The sequence below is a fragment of the Bradyrhizobium sp. SZCCHNR1002 genome, from assembly GCF_032381435.1.
Classification (GTDB): Bacteria; Pseudomonadota; Alphaproteobacteria; order Rhizobiales; family Xanthobacteraceae; genus Bradyrhizobium; species Bradyrhizobium aeschynomenes.
In genome coordinates, this window is record NZ_JAUHIS010000002.1 from 22695 (window position 1) to 43671 (window position 20977).

Annotated in this window: 21 protein-coding genes; 2 read left to right on the plus strand and 19 right to left on the minus strand. The window is 65.1% G+C overall.

What is annotated here, in order from left to right:
• Positions 1–400 precede the first annotated feature (400 nt).
• The 11 genes from QX108_RS12610 to QX108_RS12660 form a co-directional block, all read right to left on the minus strand.
• Positions 401–535, minus strand: a complete 135-nt coding sequence (locus tag QX108_RS12610) for a hypothetical protein (RefSeq protein ID WP_315785243.1) — start codon at positions 533–535, stop codon at positions 401–403.
• A 296-nt stretch (positions 536–831) separates the two neighbouring features.
• Entirely contained in the window at positions 832–2223 is a 1392-nt protein-coding gene (locus QX108_RS12615) for a M20/M25/M40 family metallo-hydrolase (RefSeq protein WP_315785246.1), read from the minus strand.
• Between the two features lie 128 nt (positions 2224–2351).
• The gene (locus QX108_RS12620) at positions 2352–2699 is read right to left on the minus strand and encodes a RidA family protein (protein ID WP_315725999.1); all 348 of its coding nucleotides are present in this window, start codon (positions 2697–2699) and stop codon (positions 2352–2354) included.
• 7 nt (positions 2700–2706) lie between these two features.
• Entirely contained in the window at positions 2707–3840 is a 1134-nt protein-coding gene (locus QX108_RS12625) for an FAD-dependent oxidoreductase (RefSeq protein WP_315785249.1), read from the minus strand.
• Complete coding sequence (locus tag QX108_RS12630) at positions 3837–5240, minus strand: NAD(P)/FAD-dependent oxidoreductase (protein ID WP_315785252.1); 1404 nt, start codon at positions 5238–5240, stop codon at positions 3837–3839. The genes QX108_RS12625 and QX108_RS12630 overlap by 4 nt, the downstream gene beginning before the upstream one ends.
• The gene (locus tag QX108_RS12635) at positions 5237–5533 is read right to left on the minus strand and encodes a (2Fe-2S)-binding protein (RefSeq protein ID WP_172110898.1); all 297 of its coding nucleotides are present in this window, start codon (positions 5531–5533) and stop codon (positions 5237–5239) included. Before QX108_RS12635 ends, QX108_RS12630 begins: the two co-directional genes overlap by 4 nt.
• Before the next feature lie 31 nt (positions 5534–5564).
• Entirely contained in the window at positions 5565–6704 is a 1140-nt protein-coding gene (locus QX108_RS12640; protein ID WP_315718730.1) for an FAD-dependent oxidoreductase, read from the minus strand.
• A gap of 8 nt (positions 6705–6712) precedes the next feature.
• Positions 6713–7522 carry an ABC transporter permease gene (locus QX108_RS12645; protein WP_172131781.1) on the minus strand — a complete coding sequence of 270 codons (810 nt, stop codon included), beginning with the start codon at positions 7520–7522 and terminating at the stop codon, positions 6713–6715.
• Entirely contained in the window at positions 7519–8400 is an 882-nt protein-coding gene (locus QX108_RS12650; protein WP_315785257.1) for an ABC transporter permease, read from the minus strand. The genes QX108_RS12645 and QX108_RS12650 overlap by 4 nt, the downstream gene beginning before the upstream one ends.
• Positions 8397–9440, minus strand: coding sequence for an ABC transporter ATP-binding protein (locus QX108_RS12655; RefSeq protein ID WP_315785261.1), 1044 nt, complete (start codon positions 9438–9440; stop codon positions 8397–8399). The genes QX108_RS12650 and QX108_RS12655 overlap by 4 nt, the downstream gene beginning before the upstream one ends.
• Before the next feature lie 274 nt (positions 9441–9714).
• On the minus strand, positions 9715–10746 hold the full coding sequence (locus QX108_RS12660; RefSeq protein WP_315785264.1) for an ABC transporter substrate-binding protein: 1032 nt from the start codon (positions 10744–10746) through the stop codon (positions 9715–9717).
• Between the two features lie 216 nt (positions 10747–10962).
• Here QX108_RS12660 and QX108_RS12665 point away from each other — a divergent pair, with 216 nt between their 5' ends.
• Positions 10963–11865 (plus strand): LysR substrate-binding domain-containing protein, encoded by a 903-nt coding sequence (locus QX108_RS12665; RefSeq protein ID WP_315785267.1) that lies wholly within the window; start codon positions 10963–10965, stop codon positions 11863–11865.
• Between the two features lie 381 nt (positions 11866–12246).
• On the opposite strand, the gene QX108_RS12675 is transcribed toward QX108_RS12665, so the two are convergent.
• The 4 genes from QX108_RS12675 to QX108_RS12690 form a co-directional block, all read right to left on the minus strand.
• Positions 12247–12777, minus strand: a complete 531-nt coding sequence (locus QX108_RS12675; protein WP_315718725.1) for a hypothetical protein — start codon at positions 12775–12777, stop codon at positions 12247–12249.
• Positions 12767–13657, minus strand: a complete 891-nt coding sequence (locus QX108_RS12680; RefSeq protein ID WP_315785270.1) for an FAD:protein FMN transferase — start codon at positions 13655–13657, stop codon at positions 12767–12769. Before QX108_RS12680 ends, QX108_RS12675 begins: the two co-directional genes overlap by 11 nt.
• Positions 13638–14096: an FMN-binding protein gene (locus tag QX108_RS12685; protein ID WP_315785273.1), complete on the minus strand. Its 459-nt coding sequence runs from the start codon at positions 14094–14096 to the stop codon at positions 13638–13640. Before QX108_RS12685 ends, QX108_RS12680 begins: the two co-directional genes overlap by 20 nt.
• A gap of 634 nt (positions 14097–14730) precedes the next feature.
• On the minus strand, positions 14731–16725 hold the full coding sequence (locus QX108_RS12690; protein ID WP_315785617.1) for a multicopper oxidase domain-containing protein: 1995 nt from the start codon (positions 16723–16725) through the stop codon (positions 14731–14733).
• Between the two features lie 574 nt (positions 16726–17299).
• Between QX108_RS12690 and QX108_RS12695 the strand changes: the two genes are divergently transcribed.
• Entirely contained in the window at positions 17300–17602 is a 303-nt protein-coding gene (locus QX108_RS12695) for a hypothetical protein (protein ID WP_315718722.1), read from the plus strand.
• A 98-nt stretch (positions 17603–17700) separates the two neighbouring features.
• On the opposite strand, the gene QX108_RS12700 is transcribed toward QX108_RS12695, so the two are convergent.
• Genes QX108_RS12700 through QX108_RS12715 form a run of 4 tightly spaced genes read right to left on the minus strand, consistent with a single transcriptional unit; the run spans position 17701 to position 20976 of the window.
• Complete coding sequence (locus QX108_RS12700; protein ID WP_315785276.1) at positions 17701–18387, minus strand: hypothetical protein; 687 nt, start codon at positions 18385–18387, stop codon at positions 17701–17703.
• The gene (gspM, locus tag QX108_RS12705; RefSeq protein ID WP_315785279.1) at positions 18384–18941 is read right to left on the minus strand and encodes a type II secretion system protein GspM; all 558 of its coding nucleotides are present in this window, start codon (positions 18939–18941) and stop codon (positions 18384–18386) included. Before gspM ends, QX108_RS12700 begins: the two co-directional genes overlap by 4 nt.
• Entirely contained in the window at positions 18938–20041 is a 1104-nt protein-coding gene (locus tag QX108_RS12710) for a PilN domain-containing protein (protein ID WP_315785282.1), read from the minus strand. The genes gspM and QX108_RS12710 overlap by 4 nt, the downstream gene beginning before the upstream one ends.
• Entirely contained in the window at positions 20038–20976 is a 939-nt protein-coding gene (locus QX108_RS12715; RefSeq protein WP_315785284.1) for a type II secretion system protein GspK, read from the minus strand. Before QX108_RS12715 ends, QX108_RS12710 begins: the two co-directional genes overlap by 4 nt.
• Between the last annotated feature and the right edge of the window lies 1 nt (position 20977).

Consider the following 20977-nt stretch of genomic DNA (forward strand, 5'->3'; position numbering starts at 1 on the left):
AGACGATGAGGCTCCCAAAAGAAAGAAGCCGCCTACACGATCGGTGCAGGCGGCCCAAGTCCAGGGAGGAAACGCCCCAAGAAGGGCTGCAATTGATTTACTAGATCAGGTGAGTCGTGGGTATCCGGATGATACCGGAGGTTGCCGTCCGGTTGACGGGGTCGTTGCCCCGCCCGAGATACCACTCCGCGCTCAGGCTGCCGCCTAGCGCTCCTCATGCTGAACGAACTGCAGCGTGACCTTCTCGACATTGGAATCGACAAGGAGCCAGCGGACGCGAGACGATCGACAAGCAGTTGGAGCAACAGGAGCAGAAGAGGCCACACGGCACGGGCGGTCCGGTCACGGCTCCGACGCGCAAGTCCTGACTGCAGCTGAACTCCGCGGAAATGTCGGCTGATCACCGCCACATCGTCGGGGTGACGAGCTGGGCCTTTTCACGATCATCCCGCAGGTCATGGTCAGAACCATCGGGGGCGACGCTGGCGGTCGGTTCCGGCTCGAGCTGGATCAGGGGCGCCGTCGTCGTGCCCATGGCGGCTCGAGACTCGCCATCTGCGAGCTCACCCGGCGCGCGGACTCCAAGGGAACTCGTCTGATCACTCGGACGGTCAACGGGGTCGTGCATGTGGCAGCTCCGAGCCCTGATGCGACGGTTACTAATCCTCATCGACAATAGGCGATATCAACTGCGTTAATCCATGCGCGATCTCGCCGCGTGCGGTCGATTCGTGCCGCACGGCGAGCGAGCGCGGTCTCAATGCCATCGTTTCGTGGCCGCGCGATGACCGCCGCAGTGACGCAAAAAATCGTGATGAGCTGGTTCCGCCACTAATTGCGACTTGCGCCGACACGATCGAGCAGCGCCGCCCCCGTGCGGATGCCTCTATAGAAGCAGTCGATCGTCATGTTCTCATTCGGTGCATGATTGGCCTCGTCGGCATTGGCATAGGGAACGACGAAGGCGGGCACGCCCAGGATTTTGGTGAAGACATAGTCCGGCAGGCTGCCGCCGGTGCAGGGGAATTCGAGCGGGGTGATACCCTGCGCCAGCGTAACCGCATCACGGATGATCGCGGCGAACGGCGAATCCAGCGGCACGCGCGACGGCAGCATGCCCCCGCGCGGGATGAACTCGACCTCCGGCGCATGCCTCTTCACATGCGCCTCGACCTTGGCCAGCACGTCGTCCGGCGTCATCGCCTCGACCAAGCGGATGTCACACTTCACGAACGCCTCGCAGGGAAGGACAGTCTTGCTGCCAGGTCCGCCATAGCCGCCATGAAAGCCGTTGATGGTGAGCGTCGGATGGAACATCAGCCTTTCGTAGTAGCCGCGCTCGGCCGGCGCATCGAGGCGGCTGAGACCCAGGCTCGCCTTGGCGGCATCGAGATCGAGCGGCAGGCGCTTCACTGCCGCAACATCCAGCGCGCTCGGCGACACGATCGCATCGTGCAGGCCGTCGATGGTGATCTCGCCCGCGGTATTCTTCATGGTGCCGAGCAGATGCACCAGGGTCCAGATCGGGTTCGGCACGACGCCGCCGAGGTTGCCGGAATGCACGTCACGATTCGCATGCCGGGCGCGCAGCTCGAAGGAGCACATGCCGCGCACGCCGTAAGTCATGGTCGGGCGGCCGGAGGGATGCATCGGACCATCGGCGGTGACGACGAAATCCGCTTTCAACCGCTCGCGATGCGCGGCGACGAAATCGGCAATCCGCGGGCTGCCGATCTCCTCCTCGCCCTCGAGCAGGACGATGACGTTGCAGGGTAGCTCGCCATGGACCTCGAGATGGGACTCGATCGCCATCAGCTGCGCGAAATGCTGGCCCTTGTTGTCGCCGATGCCCCGCGCATAGATGCGGCCGTCACGGATGGTCGGCTCGAACGGCGGGCTCAGCCACAGATCGAGCGGATCGGGCGGCTGCACGTCGTAGTGGCCGTAGAGCAGCACTGTGGGCGCGCCCGGCTTCTTCTGCCATCGTCCGAGCACCATCGGATGGCCTGCCGTCGGCACCGTCTCGGCCTCCAGCCCGATCTCGCGCAGCATTTTCACCAGCAGAGCTGCGACTTCTGCGATACCGATATTATGGGCGCTGATCGAGGGATGGCGAACATAGTCCATGACGCGGGCAAGGAAATCCTGCTTGTGAGCGTCGATATGGGCGAGCACCGCATCCAGGCCGGTGGACGGAGATGGCAGGCTGCGCGCGTCGTTCATGAGGTCGGCTTTCCCTGGCGAGTGCGGTGATGAGGCGCACCATGTTCGATCGAAATCATCCAGAAAGCAAATGACGCGCGGAGCGAAGCCCCGCGCGTCATCGACAGGCCGTTGGTCTGATGCGCTGCTCAGCCTTTGACAGCGGTGATCACGATCTCGATCAACGCGCCACCGCCGAGATCGGAGATGCCGACGGTGGCACGCACCGGCAGGTCGTCGCCGAAGAACTCGGTCCAGGCCGCATCCATCTCCTTCTTCTTGGACAGGTCCGTGACGAAGATCTGGCCTGACACGACGCGCGATCGATCGGTGCCGGCCTCCTTGAGGAAGCCGTCAATCTTGCCGAGAATGTTCCGGGTCTGCTCGCCCATCGATACCGAGGTATCGTCGGCGATGGTGCCGCCGATGAACACGAAGCCGTTGGCCTCGACGATGCGGTGGTGAATGGCGGAGCGGATCTTGCGGGTGATGGTCATCATGTCCTCATGCTGTTGCTGACGGGGTGGGTTTGCGGAAGCGCTCGATGCTGAGCCCGCCGATGCGCGTCTGGGTGCCGCCATGGACGATCAGCTCGGCCATCACGGCGCCGGCGCCAGGCCCGAGCTGGAAGCCGTGCGCCGAGAAGCCGAACTGGTGAAACAGTCCCTCATGCAGCGCGCTCGGGCCAAACACCGGAATGTCGTCGCGCATGCGGGCCTCGATGCCGGCCCAGGCGCGCGTGATGGTCGCGCTGCGCATCACCTCGAACAGCTCGGAGACCGTGCGCGCGCTCTCGGCGAGCTTGCGCCAGTCGAGCACCGTCTCGTTGCGGTCCTGGTCAGGCGCGGCAAGATGCCCGCCGCCGATCAGCACCGTACCATTCGGAAACTGCTTGAACGACAGCTTGCGGCCACGCAGGATCACGACGGGATCGATGAAATGCGCGACCGGCGAGGTGATCATCAGCATCGGCGCGATGGTCTCGACCGGCACCGGCTCACCCAGCTGGGCTGCGATCCTGCCCGCCCAGGCGCCGGCGGCATTGACCAGCACCGGGGCAGCGAACGTCTCGGAGCCGACGTCGACATGCCACAGGCCGTGCGCCCTGCGGATGTTGGTCGCGGCGATGCCTTCGCGGATGATCGCACCGAGCTGCTCGGCCTTGCGCCGGAATGCGGTGGTGGTGCGCGCGGGTTGCGCCGCGCCGTCGCGGCGTGACACCACGCCGCCCGGACAGCTCTCCGCCACCGCGGGAACCAGCCGGCGCAGCTCCGCACCGTCGATCAGTTCTTCATGGCTGAAGCCGCGCGCGTTGAGGTCCGCGACGCGGGCGCGGCAGGCGTCGAGCTCCGCGTCGTTCTCGGCGACCAACACCTGACCATGGCTCTCGAAGCCGCAATCATCGTCGACGAGATCGACGATGGTCTCCCAGATTGCCATCGAGCGGATCGAGAGCGGGATCTCGGCGACATCGCGCATGAGCTGGCGCACGCCCCCGGCATTGACGCCTGAGGCATGACGGCCGGCATAGTCCTTCTCGATCAGCAACGGCTTCAAGCCGGCGAGACAGAGGTGCAGCGCGGTGGAGCAGCCATGGATGCCGCCACCGACAATGATGGCATCCGCTTGCTTGATCATCCGCGCACCACGGCCTTGATCGACTCCTCGCTCTTCGGCAGGCTCGCAAGCTCCGACAGCATGATCGGCTTCACCGGCGCGCGCAGACGATAATAGCCGATCTCCTGCGGACTCTTGCCTCGGGCCTCCGCCATCAGCTCGGTGACGGTGAGGCCGCACAGCCTCCCCTGGCACGGACCCATGCCGGTGCGGCGATAGGCCTTGAGCTGATTGGGGCCGGTGGCGCCGATCGCCACGGAGTCGAGCACGTCCTTGGCGGTGATCTCCTCGCAACGGCACACGATGGTGTCGCCTTGCGGGATGCGGAACTGTCTTGCCGGCTGGAACAGAACATCGAGAAAGGCGCGGCCGCGCTCGGCGCGCGCCAACTCAGCGGAAAGATCGACGATCTTCGCCTGCGGCCGCAGCGCCTTGATCGCATCGCCCGCCGCCCGTCGGCCGCGCACCACGGCTGCCTGTGCCCCGCCGATGCCGGCGCCGTCGCCGGCAATCGCGATGCCGGCAACAGAACTATTGCCGAACGCATCCAGCACCGGCGTCCAGCACAGCTGCAGCTCGTTCCAGCGATGCTCGACTCCGGCGGCCATCGCGAGATTGACATTGGGCACGACACCCTGATGCAGCAGCAGCAGCTCGGCCGGCAGCGTCTCACGCTTGCCGCCGGCAACACAGGTCACACTTTCGACCTTGCCATCGCCCGCCGCAGACAACTCCGTCACGCCGCTCGTGACGCGCACCTTCGCACGCACCTCGCGCATCATCGCCAGCCCCTTGCCGAAATAGGGCGAGGTCAGGAACGCGAAAGCGTGAGGCAGCGCGGCGATGTAGTTGGCGCGCGGTGTGGTGTCGAGCACGCGATCGATGCGGCCGCCGAGGCGCAGGATCTGCGCCGCGAGCAGCCACAGCAGCGGTCCCTGCCCCGCAAGCACCGTCGGGCAGTCAGGCACCAGGCCGGAGGATTTCAGCATCGTCTGCGCCGCGCCCGCCGTCATCACGCCGGGCAAGGTCCAGCCGGGAACCGGAAACGGACGCTCCTGCGCGCCGGTCGCGATGATGACGCGTTTCGCTTTGACAAAGGTGGATCCGCCGCCGACGGACACGCCGATCTCCAGATTACGGTCGAGGCTCCACACGGTGGCACGATGGATGATCTCGGCGCCACTGTCCCGCGCGGCCCTCGCGATCTCCGCGCCCGACCAATAGTCCACGCCAAGCAGCGCTTCGGTCGTCACCGGCGTGGAATTGATCGCGCGCCAGACCTGGCCGCCCGGGCCGGCATTCTCGTCCAGCAGCAGCGTGGACAGGCCGGCCTCGGCCGTCAGCGCCGTCGCGGCGAGGCCTGCGGGACCTGCGCCAATCACCACTACATCGTATTGATCCTGCTTCGGCGCGGCGCTCATTTTCCGATCTCCCGCTTGCCCTTCTGGATTTCGATCTGCATGCCCTCGGCAACGGGCACGAGGCAGCCCTGGCGGTTGCCGACGCCGTCGATGGTGACGAGGCAATCGAAGCACACGCCCATCATGCAGTAAGGCAACCGCCTCGCGCCGCTGACCGCGGTCGCGCGCCTGACATCGAGGCCGGAGGCGAGCAGCGCCGCCGATACCGTGTCGCCTTCGCGCGCAGCGATCGCCTGGCCCTCGACATGGATCGTCACCGATCCCCTGCCATCACCGTCTACACGTTTGAACATCATCGTCTCCGTGGCGGCCTTCGCCGCAATCTCAGTAGTAGCCACTTCCGCCAGCTCCGGCCTCGCTGTCGAAGCGCCTGGCGGTGAAGGCCCCGACCAGCTCCGGCTCCAGCGCGCCCTGCTGGATCATGCGCGCGATCTCGAAGGCGTGGTTGGCGGCCAAGGTCACGCCGGAATGGCAGCAGGCGACGAAGGCGCCCGGATGCGTCTCCGACTGCTCATAGATCGGAAAACCATCCCTCGGCATCACGCGAATGCCGGTCCAGCTCCTGACCACGTTGAGCCGCGCCAGATGCGGGAAGGTGCGCTGGGCGCGATCGGCCATGACCGCGTTGATCGGGTGGTTCTGCACGCGATCGTCGAGCTCATCCTCCTTGCTGTCGCCGATCATCACCGTGCCCTCGTCGGTCTGGCGGATCGTGGTCAGCGGATGCGGCAGGAACGGCATGGTGCGCTCGGTCACGACGATCTGACCGCGCGTCGGGCCCATCGGCGCCGACAGGCCGACCATCGGCGCCAGCGTCTGGTTGGCATTGCCCGCGGCGAGCACGACCTTCGCCGCACGGATCTCGCCTTGCGCCGTCGTCAACTTGAACTCATGGCCATCACGCATGATCGCGCCGACCGCGCGCTCCGGCAGATAGTCGACGCCGAACTGCTTCATTCCGACATGCAGCGCTCGGAAGGTGCGCAGCGAATTCACGTGACCGTCATAGGGACAGAAGCTGCCGCCGGAGACCTCCGGCCCGATCAGCGGCAGCATCTTCCTGACCTCAGCTGCCGGCAGCATCTCCATCTGATAGTCGGCGGCGCCGACCTGGTTGTGCATGCGCGCAACGAGCTGCGTCCGCTGCTCGTATTCGCGCTCGCCCAAAGTGAGATGGAAGCCGCCATTCTGCTGCAGGACGACGTCGAGACCCGTTTGTGCCTTCAGCTCCTCGGCGAGCTTCGGCCATGCCTTGGCGCCACGCACCGTCCAGCCGGTATAGGCCGGCATGCCCAGACCCTTGCTCTGCACCCAGACCAGCGCGAAGTTCGCACGCGAGGCGCGCTTGGCGATGTCGCCTTCGTCGAGCACCGCGACACGCTGGCCGAGCCGGCCGAGGCCCCAGGCAATCGCGGAGCCGAGCAGCCCGCCGCCGACGACGGCGACGTCGTAGTCTCTCATCATGATGTCTCCTATCGCCCTGCGTCGCCGCCCTTGGCGGTCAGCACCCGGTCGAGTCCATAGACGCGATCGAGCAGGATCAGCACGGCCATGGTGATGGCGATGACGCTGGCGGACACCGATGTCACCAGCGGATCGATGTTGTCCTGGATGTAGAGGAACATGCGGACCGGCAGGGTCTCGGTGCCCGGCGTCGCCAGGAATACGGTCATGGTCAGATCATCGAACGACTGGATGAAGGCGAGCATCCAGCCACTGACGATGCCGGGCAGAATTGCGGGCAGCGTGACGCGGCGGAACATGGTCCAGCCGTCGGCGCCGAGCGAGATCGCGGCCATCTCGACCGAGCGGTCCATGCCGGTGGCGGAAGCCAGCGTGAGGCGCAGCGCGAACGGAAACACGACGACGACGTGGGCGATCACCAGCGCGACGAAGGTGCCGCCGATGCCGACGGAGGTGAAGAAGCGCAGGAAGGCGATGCCGAGCACGACGTGCGGGATCATCAGCGGCGACAGGAACAGCGCCGACAGCGCGTCGCGGCCGCGAAAACGCGTGCGGCTGAGCGCCAGAGCCGCCGGCACGGCGAACAAGAGCGCGATGCATGACGACAGCGCGCCGAGCCACAGGCTGACGCCGAAGGCATGGACGAATTCAGGATAGTTGGCGAGCGCCCTGAACCAGCGCAGCGAAAAATGCGTCAGCGGGATCGATAGAAAGCCTTCCGGCGTGAACGCGACCCAGCACACGACCAGGATCGGCGCCACCATGAACACGACGAACAGGGTGTGGAAGATCAATGCGACAGGGCCATTCCGGCTCATCGGAACATCTCCTGGTAGCGGCGCTCGATCAGCGCGTTGGAGCCGACGACGATCAGCACCAGCGCGATCAGCAGCAGCACGGCCACGGCCGCGCCGAGCGGCCAGTTCAACGTGTTGAGGAACTCGTCATAGGCGAGCGTCGCGGCGACCTTCAGCCGGCGGCCGCCGATGATCGCGGGTGTCGCGAACGCGCTGGCCGACAGCGAGAACACGATGATCGCGCCCGACAGCACGCCCGGCATGATCTGCGGCAGCACGATGCGACGGACGACCGTGAGCGAGCCGGCGCCGAGCGATAGCGCCGCGTTCTCGACCTGCGGATCGAGCCGCTGCAGCGCGGTCCACACTGCGAGAACCATGAACGGCATCATCGCATGCGCCAGCGCGATGATCATGCCGGTCTCGGTGAACATGAAACGGACCGGCGAATCGATCAGGCCGAGCGTCATCAGCAGCTTGTTGGCAAGACCGTTGTTGCCGCCGAACAGCAGCGCCCAGCCGAGCGTGCGCGCCACCACCGAGATCAGCAGCGGGCCGATGATCACGAGCAGGAAGAGACCCTTCCACGGCCCCTGCATGCGATTGAGGATATAGGCCTCGGGCACGCCGAACACCGCCGTGATCAAGGTCGCCAGCACGGCGACCCGGAAGGTGCGCCAGAACATCTCGGCGTAGTAAGGGTCGTCGAAGATCTCGATCCAGTTCTTCAGGATGAAGACCGGCTCGATTCCCTTGTACTGGCCCCAATCGTGGAACGACAGCATCACCGTCATGAGAAGGGGAATGACGACGACGCCGATGAACAGCATCAAGGCTGGTAGCGCGAGCGACAGGCCGGCGCGGGCGTCGGACGAGTCGGTGGCAGCGGTGACGCTCATGCTGCGGCCCGCGCGGCCCGCAGGCTCATGTCGGAGGCCTGCCAGACCAGATGAACGGCGGCGCCCTGCTCCGGCTGGCTCTGACCGTCATTCTGCCGGATCACGATCGCGGGCCCGCATTCGGTGTCGCATTGGAACAGCCAGTGATTGCCCTGGAAGATGCGGCTGGTGATGCGGCCGGCGAGGCCTGCATTGCCGAAGCTGATGCGCTCGGGCCGCACGCTGACCGTGACGGGACCGGCCACGCCGGCCGGCGCCGGCGCGCTCCACGTGCCCGCGACCAGCCTGGGCTGCCCCGAGACGCGATCCACCGTCGCGGAAAACTCGTTCGTCTTGCCGAGGAACTGTGCGACGAAAGCCGACGCCGGCTGCTCATAGACCTGCTGCGGCGTGCCGATCTGCTCGATCCTGCCCTTGCTCATCACGACGATGCGGTCGGACAGCGACATCGCCTCGATCTGGTCGTGGGTGACGAGGATAGTGGTGGTGCCGAGATTGCGCTGGATCTGGCGCAGCTCGATCTGCATGTCCTCGCGCAGCCGCGCGTCGAGATTCGACAGCGGCTCGTCGAGCAGCAGCACGCTGGGACGGATCACAAGCGCGCGCGCCAGCGCCACGCGCTGCTGCTGGCCGCCGGACATGCGGCGCGGATGACGGTCCTCATAGCCGGCGAGACCGACGAGCGCGAGGGCCGAACGCACCCGCTCCTCGCGCTCGCGACGTGAGACTTTGCGCATTTCGAGACCAAAGGCGACGTTCTCGGCCGCCGTCATGTGCGGAAACAGCGCGTAGCTCTGGAAGACGATGCCGAGCCCGCGCCTGGCCGGCGGCACCGCGACGAGATCCTTGCCTTCCAGCCGGATCGCGCCGTGCGAGGGATCGAGGAAGCCAGCGATCATCTGCAAGGTCGTGGTCTTGCCGCAGCCGGACGGGCCGAGGAACGAGACGAACTCGCCCTTGCTGACGGCGAGACTGAACTCTTCGACGGCCGTATTGGGGCCGAAGGACTTTCCGACGCGATCGAGCTCGAGGAAGGACATGAAGAGGTTCCGAACTAACTCAGGACTTGGATGAGCTGGACAAGACGATGGTTAGCACCGGTAGACATCATCTCGGTCTACCAACGCGCTAGGTGCACCTCGCCCCCGCTTGCAGGGAGAGGTCGGATTGCATCGACAGCTGCAATCCGGGTGAGGGGGTACAGGTCTAACGACTGCACCACCCGTGCGGCTGCCCCTCACCCCTGCCCTCTCCCCGTGAAGAACGGGGGAGAGGGAGCTCACTGCCGTCTGAATCAATAAGCGTGGCAACTCATCAGCGCTCGACCTCGCGATTCCAGCGCTTGGTCCATTCCTCGCGCTTCTCGTTCACCACGGTCCAATCCGGCGCGTAGACCTTGGCGGCCCGCTCGCCGATGGGAGCCATGGCGCCGACGCCCTCGGGGACGACGACGGACTTGACCACCGGCCCATAGCCATATTCCTTCAGCATCGTCAGCTGAATCTTCGGGTCGAGCAGCAGCTTGATGAAGCTCGAGGCCAGCGGCGAGACCGAGGCCTTGGCGATCGGGCATGCCGTCGTCAAAAGGCTGACGGCGCCTTCCTTCGGGTAGACGAAATCGACCGGGAAGCCGGTGTTGGCGAAGCTCTGCACGCGGCCACTGCCCCACACCGCGATGACGGCCTGGCCCGATTGAAACAGCTCGGTCATCTTGCCCGGCGACGGCTCATAGGCGAGCACGTTCGGATTGATGTCGGACTTGAATATCTTGAAACCGGCATCGACATTGCTCTCGCTGCCGCCGTTCATCTTCGCCATCATCAGGAGCACGTTGAGGCCGTAGGTGTTATTGATCGGCGGGATGACGAGCAGCTGCTTGTATTTCGGATCCTTGAGATCGTTCCACGATGTCGGCGCCGCCCAACCCTTCTCGGCGAACACCTTCTTGTTGTACATCAGGCCCGTCGCGACGAGGCCGATGGCAACCGCCTTGTCGTCCTTGAAGCGCGCGACCTCGAGCAGATCGCCGGGCAGGCCGCTCACCTTGTCGCAGAAGCCGAGTTGGATCGCCTGATACATCGGGCCGTCGTCGACGATGGCGACGTCGATCTGCTGGTTGCCCTTCTGCGCCTGCAGCTTGGCGAGCGTGTCGGTGGAGTTGCCGGCGACGTATTCGACCTTGACCCCGTTGGCCTGCTCGAATTGCGGGATCACCTCCTCGCGGACGGTTTTCTCGAACGAGCCACCATAGCCGGCGACGTAGAGCGTCTTCTGCTGAGCCTGGACATGCGCGGTGGTGACCAGCACGGCCATGCTGACCGCCGTCACAAAGTGAAGATGCTTCATTGGACCCGATCTCCCGTTTGCCTGGATGCGAGACGGTATTTTGAAACCGCCAGGGAGATCGACCGGTCGAGCCATTGGGCTGTCCGAAAAGCGGACGCCCAAACAGCCTAAAAAACGAGCCGTCCCTCACCCTGCCAAAAAAGATCGCAGTCAGGGCTTTGATCGTCCAATGAATAATGGCACCATCTTCATGCTGAAATGTTATGGGACGACGTGATGGCGCGGATCAACTCGCGGCAGGTCGAAGCCTTCCGGGCGATGATGCTGACCGGCAGCGTCACCGAGGCGGCGAAGCTGATGGCGGTGACGCAGCCGGCCGTCAGCCGGCTGCTGCGCGACTTCCAGGCGCTGCTGAAGATGGAGCTGTTCGAGCGCCGCGGCACCGGCCTGGTGCCGACGGCGGCGGCGACCGCGCTCTACATGGAGGTCGAGCGCTCCTTCGTCGGGCTCGATCGCATCACCGCGGCCGCCGAAGAAATTCGCGGCCGGCGCACCGGCACGCTGCGCATCGCCGCCCTGCCCGCGCTGTCGAACGGCTATCTGCCGCGGCTGGCCGGCCGCTTCCTGCAGGAGCGGCCGAACCTCAATCTGGCGTTCTTCGGCGTGATCTCGCCGATCGTGATCGACTGGGTGTTGAACGCGCAATGCGACGTCGGCTTTGCCGAGGTGCCGATCGCCCATGCCGGGCTGCCGAGCATCAAGCTGCCGGCGTTGCCGCGGGTCGCCGTGCTCCCGGCAGGCCACCGGCTCGCAGACAAGGCCTGTCTGACGCCGCGCGACTTCACCGACGAGACCTTCATCTCGCTCTCGGCCGGCTCCACCAGCCGGCACCTGATCGACCAGATCTTTCATCGCGAGGACGTCAGGCGCGTGCTGCGGGTCGAGACGACGCTGTCGGAGATCATGTGCGGGATGGTGTCGTCGGGACTGGGCGTCTCGATCTGCGATCCGTTCACGGCGCGCGAGTTCGACGGCCGCGGCGTGGTGATGCGGCCGTTCACGCCGCGCATCGATTTCGAATTCGCCGCGGTGTTCCCGCCGCAGCGCAGCCCCTCGCCGGTGGCGCTCGATCTGGTCGAAACCGTGCGTCGCGCGCTCGACGAGCTCAACAAATCCTGATGAATCATTCAATCCCAGGAGTGAACGCGGGCTACGTCACTAGACATAAGTCACTTGAAGGTCATCTGCGAAGCCAGCAGCAGGCAACTAGCACGGTGGTCTTTTCCGCTATCGGTAGGTCGCTTGCAGAAGGAGGGCCTTTGGCAGATTGGCTCGGTCACGAGCCAGGCCGACGGGTCGTCAGCCACGCCAATTCCATGGGACACGGTTTCCATCTAACAGCCGCGAAAAGCGTTGACACCCGCGAATTTAAACGCTGACCGTCCATATTCGACGGGTTTTCGTGTACCTGAGCGTAAAGAATGCCAGATCATGCCGACGGCAGTTGCCCGGAAGTTGCGGCGTCGCAAATAGCTTCGGCTAGCCCAACGCCGGATGCGGTCAACCTACCTTGCTCATGACGTTGACCAGATCGGCGTTGGCAGGCGCGTCGGCAGGAACCAGAGTCGGAGAGGCCGCACGTTGTGGCCGTACGGACTGAGCCGTGGCGACAACGCTCGAGCGGCCGACGATGATGTGGGCGGTGATGACAGCCGGAACGCCGAGCCCGAACGCAATGTGGACCGTGCTGATCCAGGGCCTAAGCGCTTCGGATCCGACGTAGTAGAGCCCGAACGCCGTCGCGATGAGCAGACCATACATCGCGAGGCTGACGATACCGGTCGCTCGATTCTTCCCGGCACGCCACGCGCGCTGGACGTGCAGGGGACCGAGCGCCCCAAGCAGCATCAGCGTCACCATTGCAGTTCCGCCATGCATGCTCAGCAGATATGCGGCGGCCTGCTGCCACATCTCGCTGTCCAGCTCCGTGCGGGTCTTCATCTGATCGGCATAGATCCACAGCGCCCCGCTGGCGAACAAGAGTCCGAAAATTCCGTAGAGGGCGAACCGAAACAAGCCTTTAAGCCGCATGCTGGTGAACTCCTTGCCAGTCCGGTGTCGTATGAATGTCGCCGTTCGCCGCAATCAACATCGCGCTCGCCTGGAAGCGCGCCAGTGGCGCCGCAGCCTGCTGGCCAGCCACCATCACGACCTTGGTGAGGGCGTCGGCAATCATGCAGGTCGGCGCGCTCACGGTGGCGCCGTGGGCCGCCCCTGTGGGCAGCCGGGTCGAAGGCGTGACGACCGCTGTATCCATTGTTTCCGTCGATCGAAACGGGTCGAAGCGGCGCGCCGACGACGCGAGCGCCCCATTGCTTACTTCGACCTGGCACAAAAGCCTGTCCGGGAAACGCGGGTCCCGAATGTGGACGATGCGGGCATCCGGCCCGAAGGCGGCAAGATCCCCACCTGCATTGACCATTGCGGAGCGCACGCCGCGCCTCTGCAACGCCGCGATCGCGCGGTCCACGGCGAACCCCTTGGCGATGCCGCCGAGATCGATCTTGACGGCGGAATCGCGGAAACGGACGCGGTCGTCGGCGAGCAACTCGATCGCAGTCGACTGCGGGACGTCCGCTTGCGCCGTCGAGCCCACCGACGGCCGTCCCGCGCCGGCGACGGCGACGTCGAATGCGCCGTCGGAGTGATAGGTCACATCGAGTGCCATCTTCAGCACAGCGTAGGTCCAGGAATGCACCTTCACGACGCCACTCGATGCCGCGCGGTTCAGCCGCGACACGTCGCTGTCGGGATCGTGGAAACTCATCAGCCGATGCACTTCGGTCACCGCTGAAAACGCGGCTTCAACGGCATTCTCCGCATCGCAGCGGTGTGCATCCGTGACGTCGATCTCGACGAATGTCCCGAGCAGGGCCCGTGCTCGTCGAAGGCTAGCGGAAGTGGCTGGCATGATACGACAGCACCTTCTTCACGCCCTCGGTCAAATGGGTCGAAGACAGGGTGGCGCCCGAGATGTTGCGGATATCGGAGTTGATGCGAAGCTCGTTCTTGCTGCTCTTGCCGACGAACTGACCGAGCCAGTTCGGATCATGGACCTCGCCGCCATAGGATTCACGATAGTTCAGAATGTCGACGCGGCGCACCCGCCCGTCGGGGCCGACGGCGACGGTGTAGTCGATCAGCAGGTGCTTGCCGACGACGTGGTCGTAATAGAAGTATCCGCCATTGCTCGCCTTCCAGACCCGTCCCGCCTGCACCTCGGCGAAGCTCGCGCCCGGAAAGGCGGCCTTCTGCGCTTCTTCGACGCTCATGTACTGGATGGCGTGAGCCGGTGAGGCGATCGACATGATGGCCGCAGCGGGCGCCGTCCATTTCAACCAATCGCTCATCTCGTCGTCCACCTCGAGCCTGTTGCCATGTCACGTCCTCCCTTGCCGATCATGTTGTTTGGTTACTCAGGATACCGCGCGCCGTCAGCGCCTCCCTGCGAAGCCATCAAATCGGCGGCAGCCGTACTCCGGACCATTCACTCCAGCTCGACGATGAGCCCGAGCAATCGATGACGTTCTCGTCGGTCGCCCGGTGCGAGCGACCAGTATCCGCTGCCGTCCTTCCGACGTTCGCAACCAAACGTTTTGCAAATGGCTCCGAATGTCACAGGCGAGATAGTAGTGTTTCGATTGCGGCGGATTGCCGCGTCGATGTTGGCGATTTGCCGGAGCGGCTGGGGAATAACAATGTTGCCGCAGACTGCGTCATCGAACGCCCCCCGCTGTTGCGGCCTGCGGCAAGCAAGCTCGTCATTTCAACGGTATGCAGAGATGCCTACCGCAGTTTAGATCGACCCAAGAAACGCGGTTCCTCCTTCGAACGACACGCCGACGGCGCGCCACGGCGGGCAGGCGATCGTGCTTCGCGGCGGCAAGGCGGCTGCGCCACAGCAGCGCTGCGCACAAACGAAGGTCGGCGCCGCAGATGCGGCGCCGACCTCGCGAACGACATGGCAGAAGACCGCCGCCGCGACTACCAGGGCATCTGGTTCATGGCCTCCGACGGATTGCCGCCATAGGGCGAGGGCACCACCTTGATCTTCGCCATCATGCCCCCGTCCTCATGTTCGAGAATATGGCAGTGATAGACGAACTCCCCGACCTGCGAGAACGGGATATCGACCACGACGGGCGTCGACGTGCACTGCCCGTTTCGCCACTGCTCGATGCTGCAAACCCCGCTCTGGGCGTCCATCACCTCCGGGACGTTCGGGGTCGCGACGCCGAGCGGGACGTTGTCCTGCAGCATGCCGCCACCGATGCTCTTGTTCAGCGACATCGCCAGCGGCGTGTTCTCCCCGGCCTTGCTGTTGACGGTCCGGAAGCGCGTCTGGTGGATGTGGAAATTGTGATTTTCCGTCGAGAGCTGCACCAGCTCCCAGGTCTCGTGGACGGGGCGCTGTCCCGGCGCGAGCGGCAGGCAGACGATGTTCTGCGACGGATCGAACTGGCTCACCGGGAGCTGGGTGCCCGGCACCGGGTTGCCGTTCTGATCGACCTCCTCATAGCCGAGACCGAAGGTGCCGTCGTCGGTCAGGTCGGCGATGCCGAAGAAGATCCGGCGGCGATGTCCCGCCGGCAGCGGACGGCAGCCGGCACGCAGCGGCGCGGCGTTCGCGTAGGGCACCTTGCCATCGAGGATGCCCGAGGGCTGCATGGTCGCCAGGGCGTCTCCCCTGATGTCCATGGCGTAGGCGATGTGGTTGCGCCATCCGCGCTGGTGGAAGTGCACCTTGGCGAGATCGACCGCCGGCCATTCATCGCCGCTGCCCATCGTCAGTCCGGCCATCTTGAATGTCGCGGAAGCGGACCGCCCGAGGCTGGCGATCGCGCCCGTCTGGGGATCGCGATAGGTGACGAACACCTCGGTCCGCGAGCTCGGCATCATGACCATCTGGGTGACGCAGACCGGTTTCGAATGGAAGCCCGACGTCGGCGAGGGCGGACAGGGGACGACCCTGAAACGGGCGCCGCCGAGACGAACCATGGTGTCCATCGTCGTATCCTGCGGCAGGTTCACGCTCACGCCGTCGACCGAGATCAGCTGCATGACCATCGGCTTCTGCGTCTCGTCGTCGGTCAGCTGAAGATTGTAGGACAGGCTGCCGGACGCATTGGTGAGCCGCCAGACCTCGCCATCGGGGTCCGTGACCTTGATCTTCGGGAACGTCCGGCCGTTGACCGTGAAGAACCATTTGCCGCCGGAGAAATTCGAGCCGCCGTCGGCCGACAGATCGACGCCCGGGCACGACCCCTCACGTACTTCGGAGCTGTCTGCCGGAAACTGCGCGCAGAAGCCCGGATCCTGCTGGTTGATGACCTCGCCCGGCTGAACATCGACCGGACCGCTGTCGAACTGCACCGGGCCGCCGGGTGCGACCTGAAGGTCCTTCAGAATCAGATGGCGCACGCTCGCGTCCGGAAACGGCGAATGCCTGGCATCGCCATGCGCGTAGTCCGAGACCTCGCCGACCGAGATGATGCCCGCCAGACCCTGCGAGACCTGATTGAGCGAGATGCCATGGATGTGCGGGTGAAACCAGAACTGGCCCGACGGGTGGTTGCGCGGAATCTCGATGCGGAAATCCGCGGAGTCCATCTTGTTGGAGCCGTGCTGGTGGGTGGTCTGCGGCACCGGCATGCCGTTGGCCGAGTTGAAAATCTGGACGAAGACGTAGTCCCCGAAGGTCTGGTCGGTCAGCGTCGGCGCGCGCGGCTCGACGATCAGCCCATGGGTATGCAGGTTGGTCGGGTTGCGAAACAGATTGGCCTGGCCGGGATCGGTGTTGTGATTCACCTTGGCCGGGTCGAGCTGCGGCAGCTGGTTCACCAGCCTGATCTTCAGCGTATCGCCCTTCTGCACGGCCAGTCGCACGCCGCCGTAGTCCGCTACCGCGGCGCCGGCCGGGCATTTGTCGCCGGAGGCGGGCCGCCGACAGATCTCGTAGACCCAGCCGGTCGGGTTCATCGGCGAGCCACCAGGGGGCTCATAGGTGATCGTCGAGATCGGCTTGGCGCGTGCGATCATCAGCAGGTCGAGCACGCCGTGCCAGCTCCTGAACACCGTCGGCTCGGCCAGATCATGGGCCTGCGCCGCAGGACCCGCAACGGTCAAACCGGCCAACATCGCGGCCGCCGATGTCAGTAATCGCAGAGTTGGCTTGCGCACACGCCCGACTAACATGCCTGATCCCCATCTGGCTCGAGATACACCGGTAGGAACGATCGCCGTCCCCAGGACGCGGACATCGCATGAGCAGTCCGAACTCATCAGCCGAGCTGCCGCATCGTCCCCTCGGCCTTCGTCGCTATGTCGGGTGGCTCCTTTGTGACGTTTTCTTTCGCTTTGTGAGAATTGCCGACCCGCGTTTAAGAATCGATCTAACTACACGTCCAGCCGCCTGCGTTGTGCGCGTGGCGGACAGCAGCGACACAAAAACGACAACCAGCTCTCGTAGCTCGCCATGAAGCTCATGAGATCGTGTCGGACGCGAACAAGGTCGGACATGTTTGTGAGTGACCCGCTCCGAGGAGACTGAACGATGCTGCTTGCTGTTGTTCTCGCATGGGCCTGCAACGTGACCGGCATGGCCTGTGGAGCACCGACCACCGAGATCATCCAGAAGGCCTATGAGCAGGAGGCGCCGTCATCCGGCGTCCGCCACGACAAGGGCCTCAAGATCGTCGAGGCGACCTGCGACAAGGGGAACGAGGGCGGCCGTTTCCTGTGCCAGGTCTCGTTCGTGTCGGAGGACGATCCGGACAAGCGCCTGTATTTCGACATCGTCTCCGCGGCTCTGACCGACAAGGGGTGGGTGCTGACGAGCGGCTTGTGCAAGCGCTGAGCGCCACCGACTGACAGCCGCATCGGCTTCGATCGGAGCCTGTCGGTGCGACCTTCTGGCGCCCATTGGCGCGCTCGTGCTCCGGATCGGAGCCGTCCTTAAAATTGACGGCGCCCCGAACGCTGGCGTTGATGCATCCGGAGCAGCCTCGACTCGGGCGACAGAAAAGGCGGCCCAGCTTGAGCCAGCGGAGGCGCGGTGGGGGTCAATGGCATCTGTGCAAAGCTGTCGTTGGCCGTATTCGCCGGCTGGGCCGGCGCCGGCGCCGGCAGCAGCGTGAGAACGGTGACGTCCTCGCCCCGCTGCAATGTGACCGATCTCGCCTCGACATGACGCAGCGTCCAGCCCTGATAGTCCGCGCCGGTTCTGATGCGCAGCGGCGTCTTGCTGCTCAGATCGACCAACACCGCGAGGCCGCGATCCCCGTTCACGACGGTGCCCACAAGTGCGAGCTGCGGCCGTTCCGGTGCGGGCGGCTCCTGCACCACCGGAGCAGCCACGGCGGCTGGCGGCGGGGGCTCCGTCGGCGGAGGGCGGCGCGACGGCGAGAACAGCGGGCGCTCGCGCGTCGCCGACAGCTGCTCGAGCGGAATGCCCCACAATGGGTTGCCGGTGCGCGATGGCGGTCGCGGTGCGATGGATGAGCTCTGCACCAGTCCACTCGGCGGTTCGGCGGAGACCGCAACCGAGATATCGAGACCGGCCGAATGCGCGATGCCGAACGCCGACACCACCGTCACAACGCAGCAGCAGCCGATCATGCAAAGCCTGGCGAGACTACTCATTGCGGGCCCTGCCACTGTCCGGAGACCGTCATCAGCACGCGTAGCTTTCCGCCGGACGCCGCTGCGGGGGCATTCCCCTCGACGACCAGCTCGTCGACGAACAGACAGGGCAAGCCGGCCTCCAGATCGTAGAGGATCGGCTGAAGGTCGGACTGACCGGCCTCGAAGCTCGCGCTCCCGCTGATATGACCGTCCTTGGCGCGGGGGCCCTGTACATCGAGTTGCGACGACGACACGCTGCCGCCATGACGCGTCACCACGTCGCCAAGGCGCTGCAGCAGCGCTGCTCCTGCCACCGTCACCGTCGGTCCTTCGAGAAAGGCCGATCCCGTCATGCCGGCATCGCCGTTGCCCTCCTGACGCGCGGCCGCCATGCTGTGGGCGTCCAGCAAATGCAGTGTATCGGCGAGCGAGGTCACCTCGCTGCGCTGATCGATCATGCTCTTGATCGACAGCGCCGTGACTGAGATCAGCACGATCAGCAGTCCCGCATAGGCGGCCGCGGCGACCGAGGGCGATGCGGGATTGCCCGTGACGAGTTTTGCGACGCTCATGTGCCAGGTCCGAAATGCGGCTTGATGCCCGCTTCGATATGGAATCGTTCGCCGGGATCGTCAGCCGAACGCGTGGTCGGCGCGAAGAAGGTCGCGCGCGTGAAATGCGCCGACTGCTCGATCAACTTGACGAGCGCCGGCGCATCCTGGGTCATTCCGACGATCTGCATTCTGTCCTTCTCGATCCGCAGCTCGGTCACATAGGTGGTGTCGGGCAGGATCCGGGACAGCGCCTCCATCAGCAAGACCGCCGCGGGGCTCTCCTGCTTGCGTCGCATCAGGCCGCGCAGCGCGGCATTGTCGGCACCTTGCAGATCGAGGCGCAGCGCCGCTCGCCGCTCCGAGATCCTCTGGGTGAGCTGACGCTGCTGCGCGTCCAGCTTCTCGCCCATCAGGCTCGCCGCCGCGATAGACAGCGCCGCGGAGATTGCGGCGACGATCAGGAGAGCGGCCAGGACGCGACTGACGCGGCCAACGTCGAGCGATCCGCCCAGCCGCTGCTCGGTCAGCGTCGTTGCGCTGGCTTCGATGAGCGGATCGTTTACCGGCATCGGTGCTGCTTCGGGCGCAGCAAGCAGGACGATCGATCCAGCCCGCCAGGACTCGGCGAGGCGAATGAGAGACTCCAGCTTCGGCCTTGGCGTGGCGATCACCGTTGTCTGGATACGTTCACTCGATATCTCGACCGGCGCAGTGCTGCCAAACACGGCCTCATGTGCCGACCACGGCGTCAGGCGATCGAGCTGCGAGCCGACCATCGCATCGAGAAATTCGACAGCGCGCTTTGGCAGATCCAGCGGCCGCCAGAGAAAGCGGTCCGGCCTCAGCACGACTTCGATCCGGCTGCCGTGAAGGGCCGCCTTCCAGCTCTCCGGAGCCGCAGGCAGACTTGCGTCGCCGTCCGGCAGGAGGATACGACAATCGGGCGGGACGGATCGCCCGGGTCGGGCGATCATCCGCATGATGAAGACGTTTCGTTCCGTCTCGATCAGTCGGACTGGCGGCTTGATCCTGAGCCGGCCCATCGTGGCAACGACGGCTTCGGCGACGGAGCCGATCCAGGCCGTCAGTTCGCGGCGCACGCGCGTCGACATTGTCATCTCGGCGCCTTTCCTGTTTGCCTGCGTATCCCCGCAGCATCGAGATCATCACGCCACGCCAGGACCTGATAGGGATCCTCACCATCGCCCAGCAGGATGACCGCTTCCGTTGCCGCCCTGCGACCGCCGTCAAAGCCGATCGTGACCCACACGCGCACGGCATCGGCGACCTCCAAGGTCGCTCCGGCGCGCGCCGGCCCCAGCGCCGCGTTGAGCGACCTGACGTCGCGGTGCAGGCCACCCCGCTGATCGAGGAAGCTCTTGAGCTGATCCTGGGTCATCCCGGGAAGCGCTGCCACCACCTCAGGGGCAGCCTCCAGCGCGTCGATCTCGCGCCGGCCGCTGAAGACGGTGACGAAGGACATTGCTTTGTCGGCGAGTGCCGGCGGCACGTTGAGCACCAGCCGAAGCTCCTCGACGTTCGCGAATGGCGCGGTGCGAGGCATGTAGTCCGCGCCGGCCGTGCGGTAGAGATCGCGCTCTGCGTCCGGATTGTCGGCCGGCAGTGTCCTCCAGCCGACGATCCGCTCGGCATACTCGCCGGCCTTGTCAGTGCGCGCGCCGAGAACCTCGAACAGATTGGCCAGCATCTGCCTGGACGCCTGATTGAGATCGATTCGGGCGGCTTCCGACCGGAACGTGACCGAAACCTGCGCATGATCGAGCCGGAATGAAAAAGCGCCTGCGGCAGGGCGCTGCGGCTTCGGCGACGCAGACAATCTGTAGGCTGCAAGCTCCAGGCCTGCAGAAGCTAGCGCCGCTGATCGCAGGCGAGCATCATCGAGCGACAGGCGTTGAGAGGTGCTGACGAGATAGACGGACAGGGCTCCTGCCAGCGCTGCCAGCGAGATCAGGAGCCACAGCACCGCGACGAGCACGAAGCCACCTTCCCGATCATCGAGATCCGAATCTCGCGGGTGCTTCTGTCGCCACATC

What these genes read in the sequence shown, in the direction of transcription:
- QX108_RS12655 (WP_315785261.1), bottom strand. Translation starts at nt 9,440, where the DNA reads ATGTCCTTCCTCGAGCTCGATCGCGTCGGAAAGTCCTTCGGCCCCAAT.
- QX108_RS12615 (WP_315785246.1), bottom strand. Translation starts at nt 2,223, where the DNA reads ATGAACGACGCGCGCAGCCTGCCATCTCCGTCCACCGGCCTGGATGCG.
- QX108_RS12715 (WP_315785284.1), bottom strand. Translation starts at nt 20,976, where the DNA reads ATGTGGCGACAGAAGCACCCGCGAGATTCGGATCTCGATGATCGGGAA.
- QX108_RS12660 (WP_315785264.1), bottom strand. Translation starts at nt 10,746, where the DNA reads ATGAAGCATCTTCACTTTGTGACGGCGGTCAGCATGGCCGTGCTGGTC.
- QX108_RS12675 (WP_315718725.1), bottom strand. Translation starts at nt 12,777, where the DNA reads ATGCGGCTTAAAGGCTTGTTTCGGTTCGCCCTCTACGGAATTTTCGGA.
- QX108_RS12610 (WP_315785243.1), bottom strand. Translation starts at nt 535, where the DNA reads ATGGGCACGACGACGGCGCCCCTGATCCAGCTCGAGCCGGAACCGACC.
- QX108_RS12665 (WP_315785267.1), top strand. Translation starts at nt 10,963, where the DNA reads ATGGCGCGGATCAACTCGCGGCAGGTCGAAGCCTTCCGGGCGATGATG.
- QX108_RS12640 (WP_315718730.1), bottom strand. Translation starts at nt 6,704, where the DNA reads ATGATGAGAGACTACGACGTCGCCGTCGTCGGCGGCGGGCTGCTCGGC.
- QX108_RS12630 (WP_315785252.1), bottom strand. Translation starts at nt 5,240, where the DNA reads ATGAGCGCCGCGCCGAAGCAGGATCAATACGATGTAGTGGTGATTGGC.
- QX108_RS12685 (WP_315785273.1), bottom strand. Translation starts at nt 14,096, where the DNA reads ATGAGCGATTGGTTGAAATGGACGGCGCCCGCTGCGGCCATCATGTCG.
- QX108_RS12680 (WP_315785270.1), bottom strand. Translation starts at nt 13,657, where the DNA reads ATGCCAGCCACTTCCGCTAGCCTTCGACGAGCACGGGCCCTGCTCGGG.
- QX108_RS12690 (WP_315785617.1), bottom strand. Translation starts at nt 16,725, where the DNA reads ATGAACCCGACCGGCTGGGTCTACGAGATCTGTCGGCGGCCCGCCTCC.
- QX108_RS12710 (WP_315785282.1), bottom strand. Translation starts at nt 20,041, where the DNA reads ATGACAATGTCGACGCGCGTGCGCCGCGAACTGACGGCCTGGATCGGC.
- QX108_RS12650 (WP_315785257.1), bottom strand. Translation starts at nt 8,400, where the DNA reads ATGAGCGTCACCGCTGCCACCGACTCGTCCGACGCCCGCGCCGGCCTG.
- QX108_RS12700 (WP_315785276.1), bottom strand. Translation starts at nt 18,387, where the DNA reads ATGAGTAGTCTCGCCAGGCTTTGCATGATCGGCTGCTGCTGCGTTGTG.
- QX108_RS12635 (WP_172110898.1), bottom strand. Translation starts at nt 5,533, where the DNA reads ATGTTCAAACGTGTAGACGGTGATGGCAGGGGATCGGTGACGATCCAT.
- gspM (WP_315785279.1), bottom strand. Translation starts at nt 18,941, where the DNA reads ATGAGCGTCGCAAAACTCGTCACGGGCAATCCCGCATCGCCCTCGGTC.
- QX108_RS12625 (WP_315785249.1), bottom strand. Translation starts at nt 3,840, where the DNA reads ATGATCAAGCAAGCGGATGCCATCATTGTCGGTGGCGGCATCCATGGC.
- QX108_RS12695 (WP_315718722.1), top strand. Translation starts at nt 17,300, where the DNA reads ATGCTGCTTGCTGTTGTTCTCGCATGGGCCTGCAACGTGACCGGCATG.
- QX108_RS12620 (WP_315725999.1), bottom strand. Translation starts at nt 2,699, where the DNA reads ATGACCATCACCCGCAAGATCCGCTCCGCCATTCACCACCGCATCGTC.
- QX108_RS12645 (WP_172131781.1), bottom strand. Translation starts at nt 7,522, where the DNA reads ATGAGCCGGAATGGCCCTGTCGCATTGATCTTCCACACCCTGTTCGTC.